At 43.3% G+C, this 21,654-nt stretch carries 23 protein-coding genes and 1 riboswitch; of the genes, 8 read left to right on the plus strand and 15 right to left on the minus strand.

Features of this window, described 5'->3' with window-relative positions:
* Nucleotides 1-141 precede the first annotated feature (141 nt).
* The 4 genes from AC1TO4_RS06465 to AC1TO4_RS06480 form a co-directional block, all read right to left on the minus strand.
* Nucleotides 142-300 (minus strand): hypothetical protein, encoded by a 159-nt coding sequence (locus tag AC1TO4_RS06465; RefSeq protein WP_482104663.1) that lies wholly within the window; start codon nt 298-300, stop codon nt 142-144.
* Nucleotides 297-773, minus strand: coding sequence for a hypothetical protein (locus AC1TO4_RS06470; protein ID WP_482101504.1), 477 nt, complete (start codon nt 771-773; stop codon nt 297-299). Before AC1TO4_RS06470 ends, AC1TO4_RS06465 begins: the two co-directional genes overlap by 4 nt.
* Nucleotides 774-815: 42 nt before the next feature.
* Nucleotides 816-1,469 (minus strand): pentapeptide repeat-containing protein, encoded by a 654-nt coding sequence (locus AC1TO4_RS06475; RefSeq protein ID WP_482104664.1) that lies wholly within the window; start codon nt 1,467-1,469, stop codon nt 816-818.
* Between the two features lie 129 nt (nt 1,470-1,598).
* A complete protein-coding gene (locus tag AC1TO4_RS06480) occupies nt 1,599-2,468 on the minus strand; it encodes a putative RNA methyltransferase (RefSeq protein ID WP_482104665.1) in 870 nt (289 codons plus the stop codon).
* Nucleotides 2,469-2,643: 175 nt separating this feature from the next.
* Here AC1TO4_RS06480 and AC1TO4_RS06485 point away from each other — a divergent pair, with 175 nt between their 5' ends.
* A complete protein-coding gene (locus AC1TO4_RS06485; RefSeq protein ID WP_482104666.1) occupies nt 2,644-3,771 on the plus strand; it encodes a CAP domain-containing protein in 1,128 nt (375 codons plus the stop codon).
* 71 nt (nt 3,772-3,842) lie between these two features.
* Nucleotides 3,843-4,982: a zinc-dependent alcohol dehydrogenase gene (locus tag AC1TO4_RS06490; RefSeq protein WP_482104667.1), complete on the plus strand. Its 1,140-nt coding sequence runs from the start codon at nt 3,843-3,845 to the stop codon at nt 4,980-4,982.
* Between the two features lie 462 nt (nt 4,983-5,444).
* Here AC1TO4_RS06490 and AC1TO4_RS06495 read toward each other — a convergent pair whose 3' ends face one another.
* The 5 genes from AC1TO4_RS06495 to AC1TO4_RS06515 form a co-directional block, all read right to left on the minus strand.
* A complete protein-coding gene (locus AC1TO4_RS06495; RefSeq protein WP_482104668.1) occupies nt 5,445-5,999 on the minus strand; it encodes a superoxide dismutase family protein in 555 nt (184 codons plus the stop codon).
* 111 nt (nt 6,000-6,110) lie between these two features.
* Complete coding sequence (locus AC1TO4_RS06500) at nt 6,111-7,103, minus strand: LLM class flavin-dependent oxidoreductase (protein ID WP_482104669.1); 993 nt, start codon at nt 7,101-7,103, stop codon at nt 6,111-6,113.
* On the minus strand, nt 7,100-7,339 hold the full coding sequence (locus AC1TO4_RS06505; RefSeq protein WP_482104670.1) for a DUF896 domain-containing protein: 240 nt from the start codon (nt 7,337-7,339) through the stop codon (nt 7,100-7,102). The genes AC1TO4_RS06500 and AC1TO4_RS06505 overlap by 4 nt, the downstream gene beginning before the upstream one ends.
* A 24-nt stretch (nt 7,340-7,363) precedes the next feature.
* Nucleotides 7,364-7,846 (minus strand): RrF2 family transcriptional regulator, encoded by a 483-nt coding sequence (locus AC1TO4_RS06510; protein WP_482104671.1) that lies wholly within the window; start codon nt 7,844-7,846, stop codon nt 7,364-7,366.
* Nucleotides 7,847-7,992: 146 nt separating this feature from the next.
* Nucleotides 7,993-8,676 (minus strand): phosphoribosylaminoimidazolesuccinocarboxamide synthase, encoded by a 684-nt coding sequence (locus tag AC1TO4_RS06515; protein ID WP_482104672.1) that lies wholly within the window; start codon nt 8,674-8,676, stop codon nt 7,993-7,995.
* Nucleotides 8,677-8,994: 318 nt separating this feature from the next.
* Between AC1TO4_RS06515 and AC1TO4_RS06520 the strand changes: the two genes are divergently transcribed.
* The 6 genes from AC1TO4_RS06520 (at nt 8,995) to AC1TO4_RS06545 (ending at nt 14,313) form a co-directional block, all read left to right on the plus strand.
* On the plus strand, nt 8,995-9,714 hold the full coding sequence (locus AC1TO4_RS06520) for a YebC/PmpR family DNA-binding transcriptional regulator (protein ID WP_482101513.1): 720 nt from the start codon (nt 8,995-8,997) through the stop codon (nt 9,712-9,714).
* 73 nt (nt 9,715-9,787) lie between these two features.
* Nucleotides 9,788-9,896, plus strand: a riboswitch (TPP riboswitch).
* A 778-nt stretch (nt 9,897-10,674) separates the two neighbouring features.
* Nucleotides 10,675-11,277 carry a thiamine phosphate synthase gene (locus tag AC1TO4_RS06525; protein ID WP_482104673.1) on the plus strand — a complete coding sequence of 201 codons (603 nt, stop codon included), beginning with the start codon at nt 10,675-10,677 and terminating at the stop codon, nt 11,275-11,277.
* The gene (gene thiO / locus AC1TO4_RS06530) at nt 11,261-12,361 is read left to right on the plus strand and encodes a glycine oxidase ThiO (protein ID WP_482104674.1); all 1,101 of its coding nucleotides are present in this window, start codon (nt 11,261-11,263) and stop codon (nt 12,359-12,361) included. Before AC1TO4_RS06525 ends, thiO begins: the two co-directional genes overlap by 17 nt.
* Nucleotides 12,324-12,530 carry a sulfur carrier protein ThiS gene (gene thiS, locus AC1TO4_RS06535; RefSeq protein WP_482101516.1) on the plus strand — a complete coding sequence of 69 codons (207 nt, stop codon included), beginning with the start codon at nt 12,324-12,326 and terminating at the stop codon, nt 12,528-12,530. The genes thiO and thiS overlap by 38 nt, the downstream gene beginning before the upstream one ends.
* Nucleotides 12,527-13,300, plus strand: coding sequence for a thiazole synthase (locus tag AC1TO4_RS06540; protein WP_482101768.1), 774 nt, complete (start codon nt 12,527-12,529; stop codon nt 13,298-13,300). The genes thiS and AC1TO4_RS06540 overlap by 4 nt, the downstream gene beginning before the upstream one ends.
* Entirely contained in the window at nt 13,297-14,313 is a 1,017-nt protein-coding gene (locus AC1TO4_RS06545; RefSeq protein WP_482104675.1) for a ThiF family adenylyltransferase, read from the plus strand. Before AC1TO4_RS06540 ends, AC1TO4_RS06545 begins: the two co-directional genes overlap by 4 nt.
* A gap of 53 nt (nt 14,314-14,366) precedes the next feature.
* On the opposite strand, the gene AC1TO4_RS06550 is transcribed toward AC1TO4_RS06545, so the two are convergent.
* From AC1TO4_RS06550 to AC1TO4_RS06575, 6 genes are all read right to left on the minus strand, one after another.
* The gene (locus AC1TO4_RS06550) at nt 14,367-15,383 is read right to left on the minus strand and encodes a toxic anion resistance protein (RefSeq protein WP_482104924.1); all 1,017 of its coding nucleotides are present in this window, start codon (nt 15,381-15,383) and stop codon (nt 14,367-14,369) included.
* 68 nt (nt 15,384-15,451) lie between these two features.
* Nucleotides 15,452-17,071 carry a YceG family protein gene (locus AC1TO4_RS06555; RefSeq protein ID WP_482104676.1) on the minus strand — a complete coding sequence of 540 codons (1,620 nt, stop codon included), beginning with the start codon at nt 17,069-17,071 and terminating at the stop codon, nt 15,452-15,454.
* A 57-nt stretch (nt 17,072-17,128) separates the two neighbouring features.
* Complete coding sequence (locus tag AC1TO4_RS06560) at nt 17,129-17,932, minus strand: HAD family hydrolase (protein WP_482104677.1); 804 nt, start codon at nt 17,930-17,932, stop codon at nt 17,129-17,131.
* Nucleotides 17,929-19,029, minus strand: a complete 1,101-nt coding sequence (locus tag AC1TO4_RS06565; protein ID WP_482104678.1) for a cysteine protease StiP family protein — start codon at nt 19,027-19,029, stop codon at nt 17,929-17,931. The genes AC1TO4_RS06560 and AC1TO4_RS06565 overlap by 4 nt, the downstream gene beginning before the upstream one ends.
* A gap of 16 nt (nt 19,030-19,045) precedes the next feature.
* Complete coding sequence (locus tag AC1TO4_RS06570; RefSeq protein WP_482104679.1) at nt 19,046-20,422, minus strand: phosphoribosyltransferase family protein; 1,377 nt, start codon at nt 20,420-20,422, stop codon at nt 19,046-19,048.
* Nucleotides 20,385-21,563: an HpcH/HpaI aldolase/citrate lyase family protein gene (locus AC1TO4_RS06575; RefSeq protein WP_482104680.1), complete on the minus strand. Its 1,179-nt coding sequence runs from the start codon at nt 21,561-21,563 to the stop codon at nt 20,385-20,387. Before AC1TO4_RS06575 ends, AC1TO4_RS06570 begins: the two co-directional genes overlap by 38 nt.
* Nucleotides 21,564-21,654: the final 91 nt, after the last annotated feature.

Genomic DNA, 21,654 nt, shown 5'->3' on the forward strand with positions numbered 1-21,654 from the left:
CACGTCGCCATGGACACCCTTGCGTTAAGCTAACTGTTACTTCTGCCTTCACAGTTCGGGACTTGCACCCTATAGACTACGCCCATGCTGGGCGCACGCAAAAAGCGCATCAGGATCATAATTCCTGATGCGCTTTTCCAATTATACTTTTCCAGATTCAGTTAATGACTCAACGATATTCACAATCGGCGCCATCCCATTTTCAATGTTGTTCATAGTTATTGTCATTGTGATATAAATTAACGCAATGCCAATTATGATGAATAGCACAAGGCCGATGACGAGGGTTTTGCCTTTCATCGAGCATCATCCTCGTCTTCGACTCTTGTGAATTCCTCTTCAATCAAATAAACGTCCGCTTCGTTATAATCACCGAAACTTTCTTCCAGATTCAAGCCGTGATATAAATTCCAGAAACCTTGCTCTTCCATAAGGATTAGCTCTTCGCCCTCATCGTTGACAAACTTTTGTACAATAGCTTGCGGTTCAGGTGCTCCTTCGGATAATGCTTTAATCGAATCTGCAATTATTTTGCGCAATTCCGCTTCTGATGCTTCACGTATATTGACGAGGCCGCGTTCATCCGCATCATAACCTGGAATTCCAGCTACGTAGACAAAACCGTTGCCGTTCGGATGAAGATGTTGAACAACGACTGTTTTTTCGTACAAGCTTTCCTCATAATGATAGTTGACCCGTTTCATTGACACGTCTTTGCGTGTTAGTTCGGGAATTGTTTCGATAATCTGTTGTTTCTCTTCAAATGTCAGCATATTTGTTCACTCTTTTCCACTCTGATTTCGTTTAGTATACCATTATTCTTCTTTCACGGATAACCCAAGCACACGTGCAAAACCGATTGCCTGATCTTTTGAGACAATACAGCCGGCAATTTTCGGCAATGTAACTTCAATACGGTCATATGTACTGTCTGACAAATCAACACCATTCAAATCTGTTTCAGTGAAATTGATATTATCCAACTTGCATACCTTAAATTGTACATTGTTAAATGAACTTTCATAAATATCGCCATCCGTTAAATTACATTCCACAAACTCGACTTCCTTCATGCCAGAGAAACTGAAGTTAATGTAGCGGCCATCGCATTCCTTAAATAACGTATGACCCACTTTGGCATTCGCAAAATCTGCACCCGTCAATTTCGATTTGACCACTTCACATCTGTGAAACACGGCACTTTGAAAATTGATATTGGAAAAATCACATGTGTCAAATACAACGTCAACGAATTCCGCACCTGATAGGTCGCTTCCTGCAAACGATACATCTTTGAAGACAACGTCATCGAAAGTCAATCGCTCCCCTTCCGCACCAGTCATGAAGCCGCCATCAATTCGAACTTTTTCAACATATCCTTCATTGTCCAGAATCTCTTCCACTTGCATCGCCTTGTGGGTTACTGACATTTTCGGTTTCTGTCGTTTACTTGCTTTCTTTTTAGTCAACATAGATCCCCCTTTAGCGAGTCTTCCATTCTGTAAATAAAATAATTAAAATGATGACCGCGATCGCAAGTATATAAAACCAGCTTGGAACACTGCTAATTCCACCAAACATGTTTTTCGTCCCTTTCTTTACTTAGCCCTTTTCACGCCTGTAATGACAGTGAAATCGATTGTAATGCTCTTTATATCCATTTTAAGTGCTTCCTCGACTTTAGCAACACTTGCACCCCATGTAAGTGGCGTCATGCGAATGAGTGGCGCCAATAAGCCAGACTCTAGCGGAAATAAATAGGTAATCCGCTCGGTAGTGACCGATTCGAAATGTTCCGCGAAGCGAGCGACTGCATCTGTTTCTTCTTTGCGTTCTTCATTCTCATAAAAAACAGATCTCAGTTCTTGTAAATAACCACTTTCGGGTACCGCCTTTATAAATAGTCCATCAGGCGTCAACAGACGCGTAAACTCCGCGTAATTCGCTGGTGATAAAATATTCAAAATAACGTCGAATCGCTCGTCGTTAAAAGGACAATTTGCAAGATCCGCAACACTCCAGACAGCTCCCGGATACTCTTTGGCTGCAGCCGCGATTCCCTCTTTTGCAAGATCAATGCCCACGCCAGTTGTATGGTTTGGCAATTGCGATAGTATCGTCGATAAGTGCGTACCTTCACCGCACCCTGCATCAAGAATGTTAGGTCGATTCCGTCCCTCGATATGTGTAATTACTGTATTTATCATAAAATCAAGAACTGGCTTAAAAAACCCGCTGCTCATTACCGTTTTTCTTGCTTCAAATAGCGATTTGTCATACTTTGTTATATGGGCTTGCGGAGCCAGATTGACATAGCCGTTTTTTGACAGGTCAAATGAATGGCTATCTGTGCAGACAAGCCGCGCATTGTCCGACATACTCATACCAGATGAGCAGATGGGGCATCTGAACAACTGTGAATTGGCTTCCATTACTTGTGCATTTATCATTTTTGTCGATATAGTCATACGATTAAAACTCCGATCATCTGTTGTACTAACACTAACAGTATACCGCTATTTTGCGGGGACTGGAAATGGAGTGAATTTTGCCTATCGCTACCAAATCGTTCATTATTCAAATAGGTTATCGCTGTATTCAACCCACTGTTGGGGGTTACAATAGCAGATAGGAGGCGATTCCATGAAACGATTATTCCTTTTCATTCTTTTCTTGAGTGCACTATACTTCACAAAACCTTACTGGGAAGAACCAGTCTCACAATATGTTGATATCTCTTTTCTGGATCCTGTTGACGAAAAGATTGGAACCCTTTTAACGAAAGAATCACTGGATACTGCAGTTCAGCAAATTAGCGAAACGATAAATAAAGCTGTCAGTCTTGTAACATCTAAAACTGCCCAAGTAGAAGAAACTGCTGTTGCAGTTAAAAAACCTATCCTGGCTAAACCGGAGAAAACACGCCTATCCATCCATAATATTGAACTCGGGAGCACAGAGAAGATCGTTGCGGATGAACTCGGTCAGCCAAAAAGTCAATCCACGAATGAATACGGCACCGAATGGTTTACTTATCACGACAACTATCAAAATTTCGTTATGGTTTCATTTGATGAAAAGCGTAAAGTGAATGCCATTTATACGAATGATGATTTAATTTCATCAGTCGCCGGCATTAAATACGGTTCCCTTAAATCCACCGTTCGCGAAACACTTGGTGAGCCTATCAAAGAAATTCGTAAAGGCTTATCTATTTACGTTCTCCAGGAAAGCGATGGGTTTGATGTCTTTAAATCAGGTGATATCTACACATATGTTTTTTATGACCTGCATCAGAATTCAAAAGTAACAGCCATCCAGCTAATCGCTGATTCATTGGAAGATAAAAAAAGCGCAATCTATGCCAGAGGTGATTCAGATTTGCGTGATGGTTTTGAGCAACAGCTATTTGATTTGACAAATGCAGCGCGCGTCCGTCATGGCCTGAGCATTCTAGAATGGGAGCCTAGCGTAGCGATAACAGCACGCAAACATAGTGCCGATATGGCAGTTAATAATTATTTCAGTCACGATAACAAACAAGGCAAGTCCCCGTTTGACAGGATGGAAGACGACGGCGTCAAATTCCGTGGAGCAGGTGAAAACCTTGCTTACGGTCAATCCAGCAGCATCTTTGCACATGAAGGTCTCATGAATTCTGCCGGTCATCGTGAAAACATTCTGCTCGACACCTACAGCCATCTTGGTACGGGTGTTTCGTTCAATGATAAACTGCAACCTTATTACACAGAAAACTTCTTGCTTAAATAAACACCTATTAGAATTTGCGAGTCAAATTTAGGGAATTGGATAGACTAGTAACAACTGGGAGGGGAAATCCAATGAAAGCCGTTACTTACCAAGGTCCAAAAGACATTAAAGTGAAAAAAGTAGATGACCCTAATATCGAAAAACCCGATGATATTATTGTCAAAGTGACTTCCACAGCAATTTGCGGTTCAGACCTGCACATCTATTTGGGCGCAATGCCAACGCATAAGGATTATGTGATCGGTCATGAACCAATGGGCATCGTTGAGGAGGTCGGTCCAAATGTGACTAAAGTAAAAAAAGGAGACCGAGTCGTTATTCCGTTCAACTTGGCATGTGGTCAATGTTTTTATTGTGATCATGAAATGGAAAGCCAGTGTGACAATTCGAACGCCAATCCACATGTAGACACGGGCGGATATCTCGGATTTACAGAACGTTACGGCAACTACCCCGGGGGACAGGCCGAGTATTTACGTGTTCCGTACGGCAACTTCACCCCTTTCGTCATTCCAAAAACGTGTGAACTGCCCGACGAGGCACTTCTTTTCATGTCGGATGTCTTGCCAACCGCTTATTGGAGTGTAGAAAATGCGGGGGTTAAAAAAGGAGATACTGTCGCCGTCCTTGGGTGCGGTCCAGTCGGCCTCATGGTCCAGAAATTTGCATGGATGAAAGGCGCCAAACGTGTGCTGGCAATCGACCACGTGCCGTACCGTCTGAATCATGCGGTTAAAATGAATAAGGTCGAGGCGTTAAATTTCGAGGACTACGATTCCATTGGCGGTCATATTAAAGAAATCACTCGCGGCGGAGTCGATATTGTCATAGACTGCGTAGGAATGGATGGTAAAAAGAATATGTTCGAAAAAGCCGGGCAGAAACTGAAGCTTCAAGGTGGCACATTAAGTGCGGTCAATATAGCACAGAGCGCTGTCCGTAAATTCGGGACCATCCAACTGACAGGCGTTTACGGTTCTCTTTATAACATGTTTCCCCTAGGCAAGCTCTTTGAGCGCAACATCACGCTAAAAATGGGACAAGCCCCCGTCATTCATTACATGCCAATGCTGTTTGATAAAATCACAAAAGGTGAATTCGATCCAACAGAAATTATTTCCCATGTGGTTCCGCTTAAAGAAGCCCCCATCGCTTATCAACATTTCCACGACCACGAAGATGAGTGCATAAAAGTTATATTGAAACCTTAATATTAAAAACGCTAGCGAGAAAAGCATGAAAACTGGTATTTTCACTGGACTATTTCCGGCCCGCTTTCGGCGAATTAATCACGAAAGTTTTACCGGGGGCAAGTGTGGCTAGAATTATATCTTTAGCCGCTTCTCTCCAGGTCAGAAGCAAGCTATTCTTTCGTCCCAAAAAGCTTCGGAACTTCTTGTAATTGTGTCTTTGGAGAGCGACGGATGGAAAACCACCATAAGATTACCGAAAAGATTAGTAGGGATGCGACGAAGTCGCATCCCTACTAATCAAAACGTCTCGATAATGGTATAGAAGTTGTTCCATTCAAAGCGCTCTAAAGACAACACTAAACGTATTCCTCAATGTTTGACCATGTTTTTTCTGGTTATTTTTAGTTAATCAACAGGCGCGAGAAGTTACATGATTGTTTTGTTGTATCGCCTTGAATTCAACGCCCCTCACACCTCACCTTATTTCTTCCCAATGGCAGCACAAGCAATTCGGTCACCTGAATTACCCGCTGGATCCGTTTTATAGTCATCTGCTTTTTCATGGATGACAAGCGCACTGCCATCGCTATCTAGAAGGGTATTATCTAAATCAGGCTTTAATGTTACAAAGGCTGATGTCACTTCGGCGACCGCTTTACCTTGCGCATCAACTTCAAGGTTTGGTAAATCACCTAGATGAAACCCTTTTGGATTATCAAATCCGTGTTCTTTATCTTCTGGATTAAAGTGAGCTCCAGCCGATTTAAAATCAGGCGTAGTACATACCGCTGTTTCATGTATATGGATACCATGCATTCCGGGAGACAGCCCCTCTGCCTGAATATTGATCGTCACACCGCCATCCCCTTCAACAAAGGTGGCTTCACCAATTTCTTTACCTTGTGTATTCACAATCGGTGCTTTCACCGATTGGACGATCTCTCCACTGACCTGCAATTTTGAACCACCTCCCCCACACCCACCAACAACTACTAAAGCACACAGCATTAAAGATATTCCTAATTTTCGTTTCAATACGATTCCTCCCTATTATCTCTTCTTTAGGAGGATGGCTTCCAGGTGAAATTCTATACATATCAAAACGCTGCTAACTCCAATCAATGGAATCAACAGCGCTCATCAAACTTAAATTAGTTCTTTCGCCAATAAACGATACACATTTAAACGCTTCTCTTGCGAGTGGGGAATGCTACAAATCATCGCTTCATCAAATCCGTAAGTTTTTTGCTCTTCCTGCAATCGCAGTGCTACTTCTTTTGCGGTTCCCACTAAATGAATACTGCGATTCTCTTTAATCGTCATGCGGTCCATTTCTGTTAACGGATAATTTTGAGCTGCTTCAGGCGTTAATGCCTGCCCCAAGTGCCCCCTCCTCAGCAATAAGCGTGAAATGTCCTGAGGGACTGCTTCGAACTCCGCTTCTTCTTTCGTTTCAGCTACCGTTACCATATAGGATACATTGATTTCTGGTTTCTCCAGAAATACCGATGGTTCAAAGTTATTTTTATAAGCATCCAAAATTTCTTTCGTCATGCCGCCATTGAAAAATTGTGCAAATGAATACCCTACACCCATTCGTCCTGCCTGAACGGCACTATTGCCACTCGAACCAAGTAGCCAAGCTTCCGGTAAAACAACATGAGAGGGCGTTGCAATTGTTTTATTGTATAAGTTATTTTCAGGCACTTCATCGTTGATCAATTGCAGTGCTGTCTCAAACTTTTCATACATATCGTTGACCATCGGCTGGCGCCCTTCGGATAACGCATAGATAGAATGGTTATCGCCTCCAGCCGCACGACCGACACCAAAGTCAATCCTTCCTGGTGAAAGAGCACTTAGTGTTTTATATACTTCAGCGAGTTTCAACGGTGAGTAATGCATCATCATCACACCGCCTGTACCGATACGAATTTTTTTCGTTTTAGCGGCCAAATGAGCTGCCGTTACTTCAGGTGCTGAGCTTGCAAATGCTTTTGTGCCGTGGTGTTCTGCCATCCACATGCGGTGATAGCCTAATTCATCTCCCAAGATTGCCAGCTCTTCTGCATTTTTCAAAGCACCAGGTGCAGTATTACCGCTCGTTATAGGAGCTTGATCGAGTATGCTTAATCTCATATCTTTATCGTCCCTTCTCCATCTCTTTTTCTTTGTTGACGAATCTTTTCAGGTGTAACGTCCTCTCCAAGTGGATCGATTACAGTAATGCCCGAAACGGTGTTGAGAACTTGACCACGAATTTCTCGTAAATAGTCTTGTTGCAATACTATTTGTTCGACCATTTCAGCGTTTGTCAAACCTTCTTCACGTTGTTTTTTAGCTAGCTCATTAATGCGCTCTAAACCTTTAATCATTTTATCTCCCTCTTTCCCTCGCTCTTACAAGACCATTTTTCCGCGAATCAATTCTTGTAGTGAATCCACGTTCTGTTGAAAGCGCTCTGTCTGAATTCCCTCTGACAGGGATGCGATTGTTTCACGCTTCAGTACAGATTTCCAAACCGATTCAGCCTCTTCCATTAAATCCGTTAACAAACAGCATCTATCTTCTTTTTCCAAATCAAGCATGTCGTCAAGGATACCGCTCGCAGAATACAAGGATTGCTGCCCTTCAATAGCTAGATAAATATCATATACTCGAATCTCTTCAGGCTTTTTCTTTAATTTGAAACCGCCTTTTACACCCGGCACGGAGGTAATCAAGTCTGCACTGACCAGTTTTCTCAACATTTTTTGAAAATACGTTGGTGAGGTTCCCAGTTGCTGACTAATCGCTTCTCCTGGTAGGACTGCCCTATCCGGCAGCATATTTAACATCAGAATCGCATAAACAGATTGCTCAACGCCAGTTTTCATTTGCATAAAGTTCGCCTCTTTTATTATCTAATGTAGATATCTATTGTCCTCTTTATCAAACTTTATCTTACAGTACTCATAAAGTACACTTATTTGATTTCACAAAAAAACCGCTGACAGCCCATTTCCATGGAGTTGTCAGCGATTTTCATTTACGCGAGTATTAGTTTTTCTAGATCCATCGGTGTGATATAAATACCATCCTTGTAGACACGCATATTGCCGCCTGAAATTTCGTCGATCAGCATGATGTTGCCTGTTTCACTGTCGCGCCCGAATTCAAGTTTAATGTCGTACAGATCCAGACCTTTCACTGCGAGCTCAGCTTTGACTACGTCTGAAATTTCTTTCGTCAATGCCTCAAGTGTAATATATTCCTCCGCTGTCAATAATCCAAGTTGCGCGAGTGCATCTTTGTTAATCGGCGGATCGTTACGATCATCATCTTTGAGCGTTACTTCAACGAATGCGTCCAAAGGCTGTCCTTCTTCGCAATACGCGCCGTATCTGCGTAAGAAACTTCCGACTGCACGGTATCTACAAATGACTTCAAGACCTTTTCCGAAAACTTTGGCGGATCTAACCGTCAGAGTCACTTCATCGATATCGGCATCGACGTAATGTGTCGGAATGTCTTTCTCAGCCATTTTCTCAAAAAAGAATTTCGTCATGCGCAGCCCGGATTGACCCGCACCTTCAATCGTCAACCCAACTGTGTTAGCACCCGGATCAAAAACTCCGTCTTCTCCAGTAACATCATCTTTAAATTTCAGCAGGACATTGCTGCCATCCAATTCGTATACATCTTTGGTTTTCCCTTTATAAATAAGTTTCATGTCCACGTTTCCTTCCATAAGAAAATGTAGTTCCATCATTAGTATAAGTCACTTTTACAATAAGAAACAATAATTTTTTTATTATCGTGAGATAGGTCATGGTTTCATCCCACCAAACGCCTCGTGCTATAGACTTGGATGCACTTTTGCTGGCCTGATCGTGGATACTGTTCGACGGTTTATGGTAACTGATCGACTGCCTGCAAAGTTTCCTCCCCATACAGCCCACTTTTTAAAATTCCCACTCGTCTATATATCCCTATTTGTTGTATACTTATTCTAGTAAATCAATGCACATTCGAAAGTGAGTGGAACTTTATGGGTCGTAAATGGAATAATATCAAAGAGAAGAAAGCGTCAAGAGATGCAGATACAAGCCGTATTTACGCGAAGTTCGGGCGTGAAATCTATGTAGTGGCTAAGCAAGGCGAGCCTGACCCTGAATTGAATCAAGCGCTTAAATTTGTAGTAGAACGCGCGAAAACATATAGTGTCCCAAAAGCGATTATTGACCGCGCGATTGAAAAAGCTAAAGGCGGTTCAGAAGAAAACTTCGATGAACTCCGCTATGAAGGTTTTGGACCAAACGGCTCGATGGTCATTGTTGATACACTGACAAACAACGTCAATCGCACCGCATCGGAAGTGCGTGCTGCTTTCGGTAAAAATGGCGGAAACATGGGCGTTAGCGGGTCAGTTGCCTATATGTTCGAAGCGACAGCCGTTATCGGACTTGAAGGTAAATCGGCGGATGACATTCTCGAACTGTTAATGGATGCCGATGTCGAAGTGCGTGATATCTTGGATGAGGATGAATCCGTCATTATATATGCAGCTCCCGACCAATTCCATGCTGTTCAGGAAGCTCTTAAAAGTGCCGGTATTACAGAGTTTACCGTTGCGGAAATAACAATGCTTGCACAAAATGATTTGACACTTTCACCAGAAGCACTAGTACAATTCGAAAAAATGATTGATACATTGGATGATTTAGAAGATGTTCAACAAGTACATCACAACGTCCACTTAGACGACTAATTTTAATTATTCGCTCTTTCATTCCTTCAAGTGTCATGCTATGCTACTCTTAGATTGACAATTTCATAACATATTCGACCATTAGGGGAATCCTTTTAAAGGACTGAGAAACGAGTTCCACTCCGCTACCCTTATTACCTGAACGGGTTTGTACCTGCGTAGGGAAGTGGCGTGTCTTCTTTTCAGTGCATTCAAATGCCGATGACAGACCACTTTCCATACCAGGAAAGTGGTTTTTTTGTATTCAGAAAAGCGCAAGGCGCAATGAATCAGAATTCCTGCTAATACCACTTCAGCGCTTTGTGGATGCCTCCCGCGATAAGCCAGAAAGAAGAACACTTTCAGTCTTATCGCTCTGGCTACCACGAAGACGCGCCTGCGCTGGATGGTCTATGTAAGAAAGTACATTCCATTATCGAGGGATTAAACCTGCAAACTGTAGTGCGTCTTTCTTGAATAAAGTTAGTATCACATAGTAATCAAATTATAATCTCAGTCTATATATCTCCAAATCATTACCCTTTCGATAGTGAACACCCTAGCGAAGGCGCTTCAAAGGGGTAGCCGAAGCCCTGAGACTGGATGCGAAGCGCTAATCCAGGCTCAGGGCGAGAGGCCATTGAAAAAGTTCGTTATTATAATAAGAACTAGTTGATTGTAGTGGAGAGCGGCGACTCCAGCGGGAACAGCGCGAGCGAAAGACCCCGCAGGAACGCAGTGACGAGGAGGCTGAAGCCGTGCCCGCGGAAAGCGTCCGCTCGGAACGGAAATCAACGGAATTGAAGGAAATCGGACTTTTTCTGTGCCCTCGCTCAGGGCGAGAGGCATCCCCAAAGCGCCAAGCGGTCTAAAATGTATACTCCTAATCATAACTCTGCCGCTAATGAACACCCGAGCGTAGTAGCGGATGCAAAGGGATTCTATATTGTACTTATATATCTTTCGAAAAGGAGGAATTTGGTGAAAGTGATTGCCGTAACAGATGATCGGATGGAAAATACGCAATTGGTCAATACACTATTAAAAATCGAATCGGTTATCGACGCTGTCATCTTACGTGAAAAGTCAAAATCGGATTCGAAAGTGATTGATTTGATTCAACAATTAACATTCAATGGATTCGACGGCACTAAAATCATCGTCCACAGTTCGATGGAAATCGCTTCGAATATGGGGCTGAAAAAAGTGCAGCTCACCGGACACATGCCACTAACAGCCGCCAAAACTGACTTCCCTGACCTTTCATTCGGCAAATCCGTCCATTCACTGGCGGAAGCAAAAGCCGCATATGAAGCCGGTGCTGATTGGCTATTATATGGTCATTTGTTCAAAACGGGTTCAAAAGAAGGTTTGATACCGCGCGGAACGATCGAACTTTTTCAAATGACTGCTTCACTTCCGATTCCGGTCTATGCAATCGGCGGTATACAACCGCACCATCTCTCACAATTGAACCAAGGCGGAGTTTCAGGCGTTGCGGTAATGTCGTCGATTTTCGGAAGTGATAATCCCGCAGTTGCAGCAATTGCTTACCAGGAGGCAAGCTATGTCTCAAAACATTGATGTAGCAATTATTGGTGGCGGTATTATCGGTTGTAGCATCGCTTATTACTTAGTGAAAGAAGGCTTGTCCGTACACCTTCTCGAACAGAATGAAATTGCGCAAGGTACTACCCGAGCGGCGGGAGGTATGCTCGGTGCACACTCTGAATACCTGAATGATATGTTTTATTCATTCGCGCGTGATAGCCAAGCACTGTATAAGAAATTCCTTAGTAATTTTGGCGGTGACATCGGTTATACGACCGGAGGTATTATCCAACTTGCCCGTTCGGATGAAGAACGGATTGCCTTATCTCGCTGGAATGATGCCGCCTATCTTTCAGCCGCGCAAGTTTGCGAACGGATTCCATATGTCGCATCTCCCGCTTTCGGTGCTTACCTATTTGAAGATGATGTCCATGTTCATCCTGAAAAAACTTGTCTCGCATTTTATGAAGCAGCTAAAAAATTGGGCGTAGTTGTTTCAGAGCATTTCCATGTAGATAGCATCAAAGATTTGCATAACGGCTATCAGATAAGAAATGGTTCATCCATGATTACAGCAAAACACGTAGTCATTGCAGGCGGAGCAGCGAGTGCAATGCTCATTCCCGCACTTCAAATAACTACAGTGAAAGGACAATGCATGCAACTCGATGCGATGGGTATGCAATTGCCTTATACACTTTTCCATAAAGGCTGTTACATTGTGCCCCGCCCGGATGGAACACTTGTCGTCGGGGCGACGATGGAACAAGATGAATTTGATTTGCAGACGACGTATGCCGGAAACCTGGCACTAAAAGACATTGCCGAAGGTTTTATACCCGGCCTTTCCCGACTTCCTGTCCTGGCTAGATGGGCAGGCATGCGTCCGAAAACAGTTGATGATTTGCCATATATCGGACAGGTTCCCGGGAAAGAAAATATGTATATCGCGGCAGGTCATTTCAGAAATGGTATTTTATTGGCACCCGCTACGGCCAGTATGATTTGCGATATGATCGTCGGAAATGAAATAAACACGGAGCGAATGGATGCATTCAATCCGAAAAGGGGGATTTTTCATGGAACGAACAATCGAACTCAACGGCAACCGGTATGAGATTCCGGCAGAGGTTAGAAATATAGAGGAACTGCTACGTCACCTAGAACTTGCGGAACGCATTGTCATCGTCGAACTGAACAGGGATATTCTCGCGAAAGATGCCTATGACTTGCCTATCAACGACCGGGATCAAATTGAAATCATTCACTTTGTAGGAGGAGGATAATTATGCTGACAATCGGTAATAAAACGTTTAACTCAAGACTACTTTTAGGGACAGGAAAATATCCGTCATTTGATGTACAAAAAGAAGCAGTGCGTGTGTCGGAATCGGAAATTCTGACGTTTGCAGTGAGGCGCATGAATATATTTGAACCGTCACAGCCGAATTTCTTGGAGCAACTCGACTTGTCGAAATATACATTGTTGCCAAACACGGCCGGGGCTAAAACAGCAGAAGAAGCTGTACGCATCGCGAAGTTAGCGAAAGCGTCGGGACTTTGCGATATGGTGAAAGTTGAAATTATCGGCTGTGACCGGTCTTTGCTACCCGATCCTGTTGAAACGCTACGCGCGACGGAAATGCTGTTGGATGAAGGCTTCATCGTTCTGCCATACACGTCTGATGATGTTGTGCTTGCCCGCAGATTATGTGAAATGGGCGTCCATGCAATTATGCCAGGCGCTTCGCCGATTGGATCAGGTCGCGGGATTTTAAACCCACTCAACTTATCCTTCATCATTGAACAATCCAACGTACCCGTTATTATCGATGCGGGAATCGGTTCACCAAAAGATGCGGCATATGCAATGGAGCTGGGCGCGGATGGGGTTTTATTGAACACCGCGGTTTCTGAAGCTGGGGACCCTGTCAAAATGGCCCTTGCGATGAAACTGGCGATAGAAGCGGGAAGGCTTGGCTATGAAGCTGGACGTATGCCAGAGCGGGATTACGCGGTTGCAAGCAGTCCCACGGAAGGACTTGTAACCAATTGAGTGAAAGATATTCGCGCCAGGAGTTGTTCGCTCCGATTGGTGCAGAGGGGCAAAAACGGATCCGAGCTGCAAGTATCTTCATATTAGGTGCGGGTGCACTTGGTTCGTCCGGAGCCGAGATGCTCGTCCGTGCTGGCGTCGGGCGAATAACAATCGTCGACCGGGATATCATCGAATGGACGAATCTTCACCGTCAACAACTGTATACCGAGCAGGACGTCGTTGAACAATTGCCGAAAGCCATTGCAGCGGAGAAGCGATTGAAGGCGATTAATAGCGATGTCTTCGTGACGGGAATCGTTGCCGATGTGACCCCTGAAAACGTCCTTGACTTGATGGACGGACATGATGTCATTTTGGACGCGACAGACAATATTGAGACTAGATTGCTGGCAAACGATGCAGCGCTGAAACTCGGGATTCCTTTTTTCATGGGCGCATGTGTCGGCAGTTATGGACTGACGTTCCCAATTGGGGTAAAAGAACATCAGCCTTGTTTGCATTGTCTACTGGAAACATTGCCTTCCCAGACATTGACGTGCGATACGGTCGGCGTAATCAGCCCGATTGTCGTAACAACCGCGGCCCGGCAAGTTGCAGACTTATTGAAGTATATAACGGGAACACCGTTTGAGCCGAAGCTCGAATCTGCTGACTTATGGACCGGTGATCGCGCTTCAATGGGGGTTGCGAGTATGAAGAAAGCAGGCTGTCCAAGCTGTTCAGAAAATGCCGTGTATCCCTTCCTTTCCGCCCGTGAATCAATGAAAACCGCAGTATTATGCGGACGTGATACTGTCCAGCTAACTTGGCCAGAAAGCAGAAAGTTTGAGCTCGTATCTTTTGCCGGTTCTATCCAAGGAACCGTCACGAAATTAATCCACAATCCGCATCTCGTTGCCTGTGAATACAACGGGCACCGCATCGTTCTGTTCCGTGATGGCCGCATGCTCGTCCACGGAACGAAAGACGTTGTAATAGCGAAGAAGATTGCTGCAGGATTGCTCGGTTAATTGTTCTCTATACAAAAAAGGGGAGAATCCATAGTATGTGGATTCTCCTTTGTTCACTTACCAAAATTTTTCATGCTATCCTGCAATTGAGCTATCCGTTTCATGCCGTCTTCCCTTGTACGTTTGTTTTCATCTTCAATGGCTCTCGTTTCCTCAAGCCCTTTTACGATTGTGCTCCAGCTTTCTTCAATCGTTTCGATTTTTATACTAGGCCCCCCTGCAGTACGGGCGATATCCACACTTTGTCTAGCAATATTCTGTGAGTTTTTTAGTAACATTTCATTTGTCCTTTTATCGAGTTCAGCCATGGAATCTGCTACTAGCTTTTGTCGTTTTGCAGAAACTGCCTGAATGATACCATTTTTGAATATTGGAATCGTTGTAATGAATGCCGAATTGATCTTCCCGATAAGTTTCGTATTACCGCGTTGCAGGACTCGGAGTTGAGGAGCTGTCTGTAGTGCAACCATTCTCGCCATTTCAAGATCATACACTCGCTCTTCAAGTGCCTGAATCGCATTATTCATAGTATCCAATTCCATCCGCGCTAACTGATCACCGCCAGCTGATCTTTGTTCAAGGGCCGGTACGAGCGCCCGCAACTCTTCGGATTTAATCTGTCCAGCTACCACATACTTTTCAAGTGCCATGTAGTAGTTAAAGTTTTGGTCATACATCTCATCCATATTTGTAGTTGAACGAATCATCTCGTCCTTATACTTTGAAATTTCGATGTTTATTCCTTCAATTTCCTTACCGAGCGATTGGTATTTGCCAAACACCTTTTCAATTAACTTATCCCCACGTTTGAAAAACTTCCCCATAAAACCTTTTGGCTCGTCAAAGTCATTTTTATCGAATTTATCCATCGTTTTTCCAAGTTTTCTTAACATTTCGCCTGAATCAGTTACACTTGACGAACGCATAGAAGCCAATATACGGTCAGCAAAGGTAGAGATTTCAACAGCCGGTTCTTTTCCGAATTCTAATAATGCATTCTGATTTCTCGTATCGATTGACCTGACTAAATTCTGCACTTCTGGATCCTGCCTTAACTCCAGGCGCATCATTTCTGCTTTGTTTTCCGTCAATACTTCTACTTCATAATTTTTTGTTTCTTCGATGACAATCAACCCCTTCATTTAAAAAATCGATTTAAAAAACCGCTTACAATTGAAAAATCCTTTTTACTCTCCTGATAGTGTAAATCGAATACCATATCTTCCAGCAAATGATGGTCAAAATACTCTTTCTCGATAAAGTGCTCTAGATCATTGTGACCAGGAGGATTGTATAATATAATATCAAGTCCAAATTCATTTACTAGTATTAATAATGCTGCATCCGCTCTTGATAATACACCGTTAATTTCATTATTATATAAAACTATTTTCGGGATTTCCTGCGCATAATCAAACGTTTGCAATAGATTGGGCAGTTCTTCCGAAAGGTTTATGGCCTGGGTGAATAAGTAGAGAGAAACTTGTTCCTGACTTTCCCCTGCAAGTGCCTTCAATTTAGGATTGGCACACATACGCGCAATTGCTGCTGCCAGGCCCAGTTGAACGCCATCATGAAGATAACCATATTGCCACCAGTTGCTCTTCATCATTAGTTCCGGACTTAAACGACCGTCTTTGCCAAGTGCATGCTGGTAATGATATTGGTTATTCGCTTTTTTGTCCTGCATAAAAGGGAACTTTTTCACGATTATGCAATTGGGTTGACTTGTGAGGTTATGCATTTTATCCCAATACTCTTTGCGATTTGTGGAAACGCCCGAAATCTTCGCGAATAGCGATGGAATCTTTACTTCGTTCCCGCTGGCTGAGAAGTTAGGTCTTATAAAGGCCTTTTCCTTCGCCAATAGGAAAATCTCATCGTATGTTGTTTTCAATGTGACTGACATGGGGAGATAATTGCGGAACTGCCACGGCTTATAATAGGCGGACCCTTCGTGGTGAAGCACATGATCAATTTCTTTTGAAGCACGATATGCGACAGTCCCTTGCCGTTTCGGCTCTTCTTGTGGGAAAGGCTGGATCGTCATCGTTGTCGGGTATGCTGTAAAAACAGACCATTTGTTTTCCGGATCAATCTCTTTAAAATCGTCTTTTCCTTCAGGATGAAGTATGACAACATCCATCCCCAATAAAATTATATAAAACAGAAAATACATCTGACTTTTGCTCATATCCCCGTACCAGATAATATGTGGGACATCCTTTTCAATCGGGGTTCTCTTCACCCATGGATCGATGTGGTTCCACGTCCACTTGATAATATCGAGGAAAACGCGTCGAAATTCAGGATGCTGAAATGCACCTGAATGATTTTCTTTAAATCGTTCGAAAACGTCAATAAGCGCTGAGCGGATTAACCTGTTGAAATCATGATCTTTCCCGTATTTCGGGAGCAGTTGCGCACCATCCAAAAAGGCGACAAACCGGTTGATCGATAGATTCGGTTTTTCCTGGATTAGATCGTAAATGCGTTGGATTGCTTGAAAGCGTTCCGACGGCATTGTTTTATCGAGTGTTTCAGATAATACATACACGCCATTTGCTTGACTCGCTGTGTATAATTCAATCATATACTCTGTTTCATCGAACCCTGATCCGACAATACGCGCAGCTATTTGACTGTATTGTACACTGTCTTCTTCAACTTTATAATTAGGGCGGTCGGGTATCGACTTACTCAGTTCGGTCGCCCAATTCGAATACTCCACCTTCTCAAGTACCAGTTTCCTAATCATCTCCACTCCCCCCAATCACCTATTTTTATGCGTCGGAAGGGGCTAAGTTAGATGTCGTCAACGGATGTCAGGGATAGATTGGAAACGCTTCGAAAGAATTGTTTCAATGATTTCCTCCGATGCCAAAACTCCTGATTTTTGTGTCAGTCCAAGATGACCAAAATTAACTGCCGCTTCCCCGTGCCGTGGTATCAGACCGAATTTAGCCTGTTCAATCAAGCAGACGTCAAGATTGGAATCGCCCGCTGTAAAGACCGTCTTCTTTCCTTCTTTCTCCGCAACATAGTTTACCGCATCCCATTTATTGATAAATGATGGAATGAAGTAAACCTTTCTGCCTTGAACAGAAAAGATCCAACCATACTCTGCTGCCCACTGTGATAAATTCTTGATGCGTTCAGGAGAGAGCGGCGGTTTGATAATCATGTATACAAAAAAACGATCTACCACGTGAATCATTTCCGTCTGTGAAGCACCCGGAGTCTCTTCTATCCTCCGCTTTACATCTTCCACAGAAGCCATACTTCCATCTATTTTAGCACGGACATAGTCCTGCCATTTCAAATCTATATTTCCATCCTTTAGCACTACTGCGCCATTACTTGTAATCGCATATGTAGGACGGATTTCTTCACGAAATAGCGAGATTCGATTATACTGCTCAGCAGTTCTTGTCGTTACAGGAACAAACATCATTTCCTCAGACAGTTCGCGTAGGAGTGTAATCGCCTTTTCCGTCATAAACGAAACTTCTTTTCCATTATATACTTCGACACATCGAACAGGTACACTCACAGGATGCCTGTCGAGGCGCCGGTTCGAATAAATAAGCGTCCCGTCTAAATCACTTGCAAACATCATAATTTTTTCTCCAAGGGTTTGATAAGTCCACAACAAGTATAAGTCATCTGTTCATAAACCTCCACGGGAACATCCCTTTCTTTTGCTAACTGGAAAATGTGTTTGAGCCGAGAGTCGTTCAAATCCTTCACTAATATCTTCCACGGCAAGCGCCGTAAAAGGACACGTGTCGTCTCTCCAACGCCAGGTTTGATAAGGTTCATATCTTCAATTCCAAAGTGCTTTTGTATCGATGTGACCGTTTCTAGCCCTAGCCACGTCGGGGTCATGTCTGTGTTCTGCAAAGCTGCTTTCGTCGCTTCGATTAACTTCCCTACTGTTGCAAATTCCGCTGTGATCTCATCAATGTAATAATTCGATACATCTTTATCACGAAGTTCCGAATAGACTTTCGCTCCATGAAAATCCGTCTCACCAATCCAATGACTGTTCAGTACCGTTCTACTAATTAAACCAGACACCGTAGAATTCAAACAAGCACTTGGGATTAGATAATCCTCCCGCGTTCCGTATAGAGAGGAACAGTGACCCGGATCCGCCAAGACGACAAGTTCATCATCAAGCGTGACGCCATGTTTTTCTTTAAACGCTTCCACAGACCGTGTCAACTCTTTGGAAATAGCGCCTTTACCGGTCCATCCGTCGACAAAGACAATTTGTTTATCCGGATGGCGATTCGTAATAGAGAGCAACGCATTTTCATCGATGCCGCGCCCACGGATGATTGACACGCAATAATGAGGTAAATCCACTTTGTATTTCATCTGTATATAACGCTTCATCAGAATACCGATTGGCGTCCCGGCCCTTGCTAGGGAAACGAGAACAAGTTCCTTACCCTTTTTCTCAACAAGTAGTTCCGAAATTGTACCGACTTCTGAAGCCACTTGCCTTTTTGTAGCTTGAAGTGACTCGTAAAACAGATCTAAATAAGCTGCTGTCGGTTCATATTCAACCGGTAACATTTCTGAATAATGAACTCCACCTTGAATAGCTTTTTCTCGTTCATCCAGACTTCTTTCTAAATTTACATCTGAAAGGTCTTTTAATAGAAAAACGACATCTTCAGATGAATAACTCCCCGTCAGTATCTGCATCTTCTACTCACACCTTTCAAGTGAAGTCTACGACATGGATTGCAGGTATTCCTTCGAACTGGCGCAACATCGGTTCAAGTCTTTTGTCATCCATCGGACGTTCAAAAAACAAGAACACTTCATCGTATTCCATGTCGGACACATTATACGCATAGTTCATAACTGCTGGATCTTCGGGACTTTCGAAAGCCATCCGTTTTTTTATCGGATAGCCTTCCCGGTCTATCGGGTAAATCGGGCTCCTCGTCGTTGAATGATAAGTAACACCCTCGCCCATGTAAACAGCGGTTTTCATAGGAATATGCATGAATTCACCTGTACCTAGACATAGCGTCCTTTTTCCTGTTCTGTGTTTTCTCAAATACTCTCCTGCACTTTGACAATAGTCCTCAACTTCCTGTTTGTTGCTGGATGAAATACCGAACCTTCCAGTCAGAGCTGAATAATAGGGTCCGATTTTAAATCCAGAGGAATCCATTGATGAATGCATAATGTGAGGAAGAGGAACGGACAATGTCTGCAGACTGATTCGCTCAAAATTGGGTGTTCCACTAAGCGATTCACCAACAACATCGGTACTCTCATTTAAATCGGGTGTTCCTTCGACTTGAATCGTTCCCGTCATTAACGCATACGTCGTGATGCGAATGCCATGCAACTTCTCAAAATCCTTCAAACGCTGCTGATCTTCTTCACTCCGCCAGTCCAGAAGGGATAATATCGTATATTCCTTACGTGGAAAACGCTTTTGAATGGATGCAATGATATTCAAAGCTGTATTACCTGTTGTAATCTCATCGTCCACGAGACAAATTGGTTGATCATTTTTCAAAGACTGCTCTGGGGCATAGCAACGCTGGTCTGTAGCGTGTGAATGTTCTTCTTCAAAGTAGAGGGTCACGTCTTGATCGACAAGCATTTCCCTTGTCGAATGAATGTAGACCGCGTCTGAAAAACAGTCAAAAACGCCATGACCGAGGGCCGTCGCCGTTTCCGCAAAACCGATAAAAATAACTGGCTCATCTAGTTTGCAGCGCAATTTTCGAACAACCTCATAGGCAGTTTGTAAATTTTCAGGAGAGCCATCCTTCATCGCTTCGATTAACTGTTCTTTTCCAGGCATTTGCTTAGCTGTCTTACCTTCATAATAAATGGATGCCAGCAATGCCGATGCAATCAATGGCACTTGAGGAGGGATAGGGATGTGCTTTCCAAGTATTTTGCTGACGAACAAAAAAGATCGCTTTTTATTAATTCGCGCGGCCATCTCATATAACGTTTCCGCCGAGAGTCCGAATGGATTTTGTTCGATTTGTACATGTACCTTCATGGAATCGCACACTTCATGCGTGTATTTATTCGGATAATAAATCGATGAATGTGATGTTTTCATTATACACCCCGTATATATCAGACTTAATCAATATTTTTTGTGCCCAGTATAAATGGGGCTTAATCTCATTCATTTTGTTCATAAATTCACTTTTAAAAACACCTTTTTCGCCAGTCGCCTGCTGAAAGATACTAAGCGCATCTGTATACTCTTCCTTTGTCACGACATACAATGCTTGGACAGGCAAGAGATGCGTAGGATGTATGATGGTTTTTCCAACTAAACCATTTGCTTTATCCAATAGGGTTTCTTGAATTAATCCGTCAAAGTCCTTTCGAATCAGTTCTTTTCTGAGCAAAAGCCCTTCCGAACCAAAGTTGGCTTGAAACGGTGTCGCACGTAACTGCGGTTTCAAGATGCGACCATTTGAAGAAAAGTGTTCCCAGACAGGGCCTGATACGACGAATCCATCATGTTGTCTGGAAAACAAGTTAACAATATCTGTAATCAGTTCATTGACAATGGAAATCTCATAGACAGTCGTCTCACTATCCCTCCTCAAACCATAAAGCCCACATAAATCGGTTGCCCCGATACGGATATTCAGAATGAAATCAGCATATCGATCGACTATCTCTTTCAACTTTAACAACTCGTCCAATCGACGCTCCTTGTAAAGGACACTCGGTGACTCAAGAATTGGCATACCATATAGAACCGTATTTGCTTGCTCATTCAGCAAACGAAGCGCAGATAAGAAGTCTTCCGCATTTTCTGAAGAAAACTTAGGTAATACAAAGCCAACAAGGTCTTCAAGTGAATCACCAAGCCGTCCCGCTATGTCTATCATCTGTTTTGCACTTCTCACCCGCACAAAAATTAGCGGAGTTGTTTCTTCCGTAAGTCGACCTTCCTGAATTGCAGCACTAATCTTTTGCATATGAAGGATCAGCTTATTCTCAGCCTCTTCGACTTCATGATCTCCTATCGCATCTTCAAGACAGATGGCTATTGTGACAAGTTCTTTATATTTGTTCGTAATAATGAGGTCAGCAATATCCAACCTTGTTGCAGGCATATACAACATTGCACCGAGACTGTATGACAGCCGTTGCTTATCGGTATGCTTCGTAACCGTCGCCGGCTGACGATAGAATAAATCGTCCACGCTTACAGCGGCTAAGTCATTAAAATACTTCAATTAGAGCACCAACCTTATTTATTTAGGGTAAAGAAAAAAGAAGGTACAAGCCTTCTTCCTCTTTTTATATTAAGTCATCCTACGCTGGTTC

Source organism: Sporosarcina sp. Y838 (assembly GCF_056786515.1).

What these genes read in the sequence shown, in the direction of transcription:
- AC1TO4_RS06485 (WP_482104666.1), top strand. Translation starts at nt 2,644, where the DNA reads ATGAAACGATTATTCCTTTTCATTCTTTTCTTGAGTGCACTATACTTC.
- AC1TO4_RS06470 (WP_482101504.1), bottom strand. Translation starts at nt 773, where the DNA reads ATGCTGACATTTGAAGAGAAACAACAGATTATCGAAACAATTCCCGAA.
- AC1TO4_RS06480 (WP_482104665.1), bottom strand. Translation starts at nt 2,468, where the DNA reads ATGACTATATCGACAAAAATGATAAATGCACAAGTAATGGAAGCCAAT.
- AC1TO4_RS06550 (WP_482104924.1), bottom strand. Translation starts at nt 15,383, where the DNA reads ATGATGCGCCTGGAGTTAAGGCAGGATCCAGAAGTGCAGAATTTAGTC.
- AC1TO4_RS06520 (WP_482101513.1), top strand. Translation starts at nt 8,995, where the DNA reads ATGGGTCGTAAATGGAATAATATCAAAGAGAAGAAAGCGTCAAGAGAT.
- AC1TO4_RS06570 (WP_482104679.1), bottom strand. Translation starts at nt 20,422, where the DNA reads ATGAAAACATCACATTCATCGATTTATTATCCGAATAAATACACGCAT.
- AC1TO4_RS06490 (WP_482104667.1), top strand. Translation starts at nt 3,843, where the DNA reads ATGAAAGCCGTTACTTACCAAGGTCCAAAAGACATTAAAGTGAAAAAA.
- AC1TO4_RS06565 (WP_482104678.1), bottom strand. Translation starts at nt 19,029, where the DNA reads ATGCAGATACTGACGGGGAGTTATTCATCTGAAGATGTCGTTTTTCTA.
- thiO (WP_482104674.1), top strand. Translation starts at nt 11,261, where the DNA reads ATGTCTCAAAACATTGATGTAGCAATTATTGGTGGCGGTATTATCGGT.
- thiS (WP_482101516.1), top strand. Translation starts at nt 12,324, where the DNA reads ATGGAACGAACAATCGAACTCAACGGCAACCGGTATGAGATTCCGGCA.
- AC1TO4_RS06555 (WP_482104676.1), bottom strand. Translation starts at nt 17,071, where the DNA reads ATGATTAGGAAACTGGTACTTGAGAAGGTGGAGTATTCGAATTGGGCG.
- AC1TO4_RS06560 (WP_482104677.1), bottom strand. Translation starts at nt 17,932, where the DNA reads ATGATGTTTGCAAGTGATTTAGACGGGACGCTTATTTATTCGAACCGG.
- AC1TO4_RS06505 (WP_482104670.1), bottom strand. Translation starts at nt 7,339, where the DNA reads ATGATTAAAGGTTTAGAGCGCATTAATGAGCTAGCTAAAAAACAACGT.
- AC1TO4_RS06510 (WP_482104671.1), bottom strand. Translation starts at nt 7,846, where the DNA reads ATGCAAATGAAAACTGGCGTTGAGCAATCTGTTTATGCGATTCTGATG.
- AC1TO4_RS06465 (WP_482104663.1), bottom strand. Translation starts at nt 300, where the DNA reads ATGAAAGGCAAAACCCTCGTCATCGGCCTTGTGCTATTCATCATAATT.
- AC1TO4_RS06500 (WP_482104669.1), bottom strand. Translation starts at nt 7,103, where the DNA reads ATGAGATTAAGCATACTCGATCAAGCTCCTATAACGAGCGGTAATACT.
- AC1TO4_RS06515 (WP_482104672.1), bottom strand. Translation starts at nt 8,676, where the DNA reads ATGAAACTTATTTATAAAGGGAAAACCAAAGATGTATACGAATTGGAT.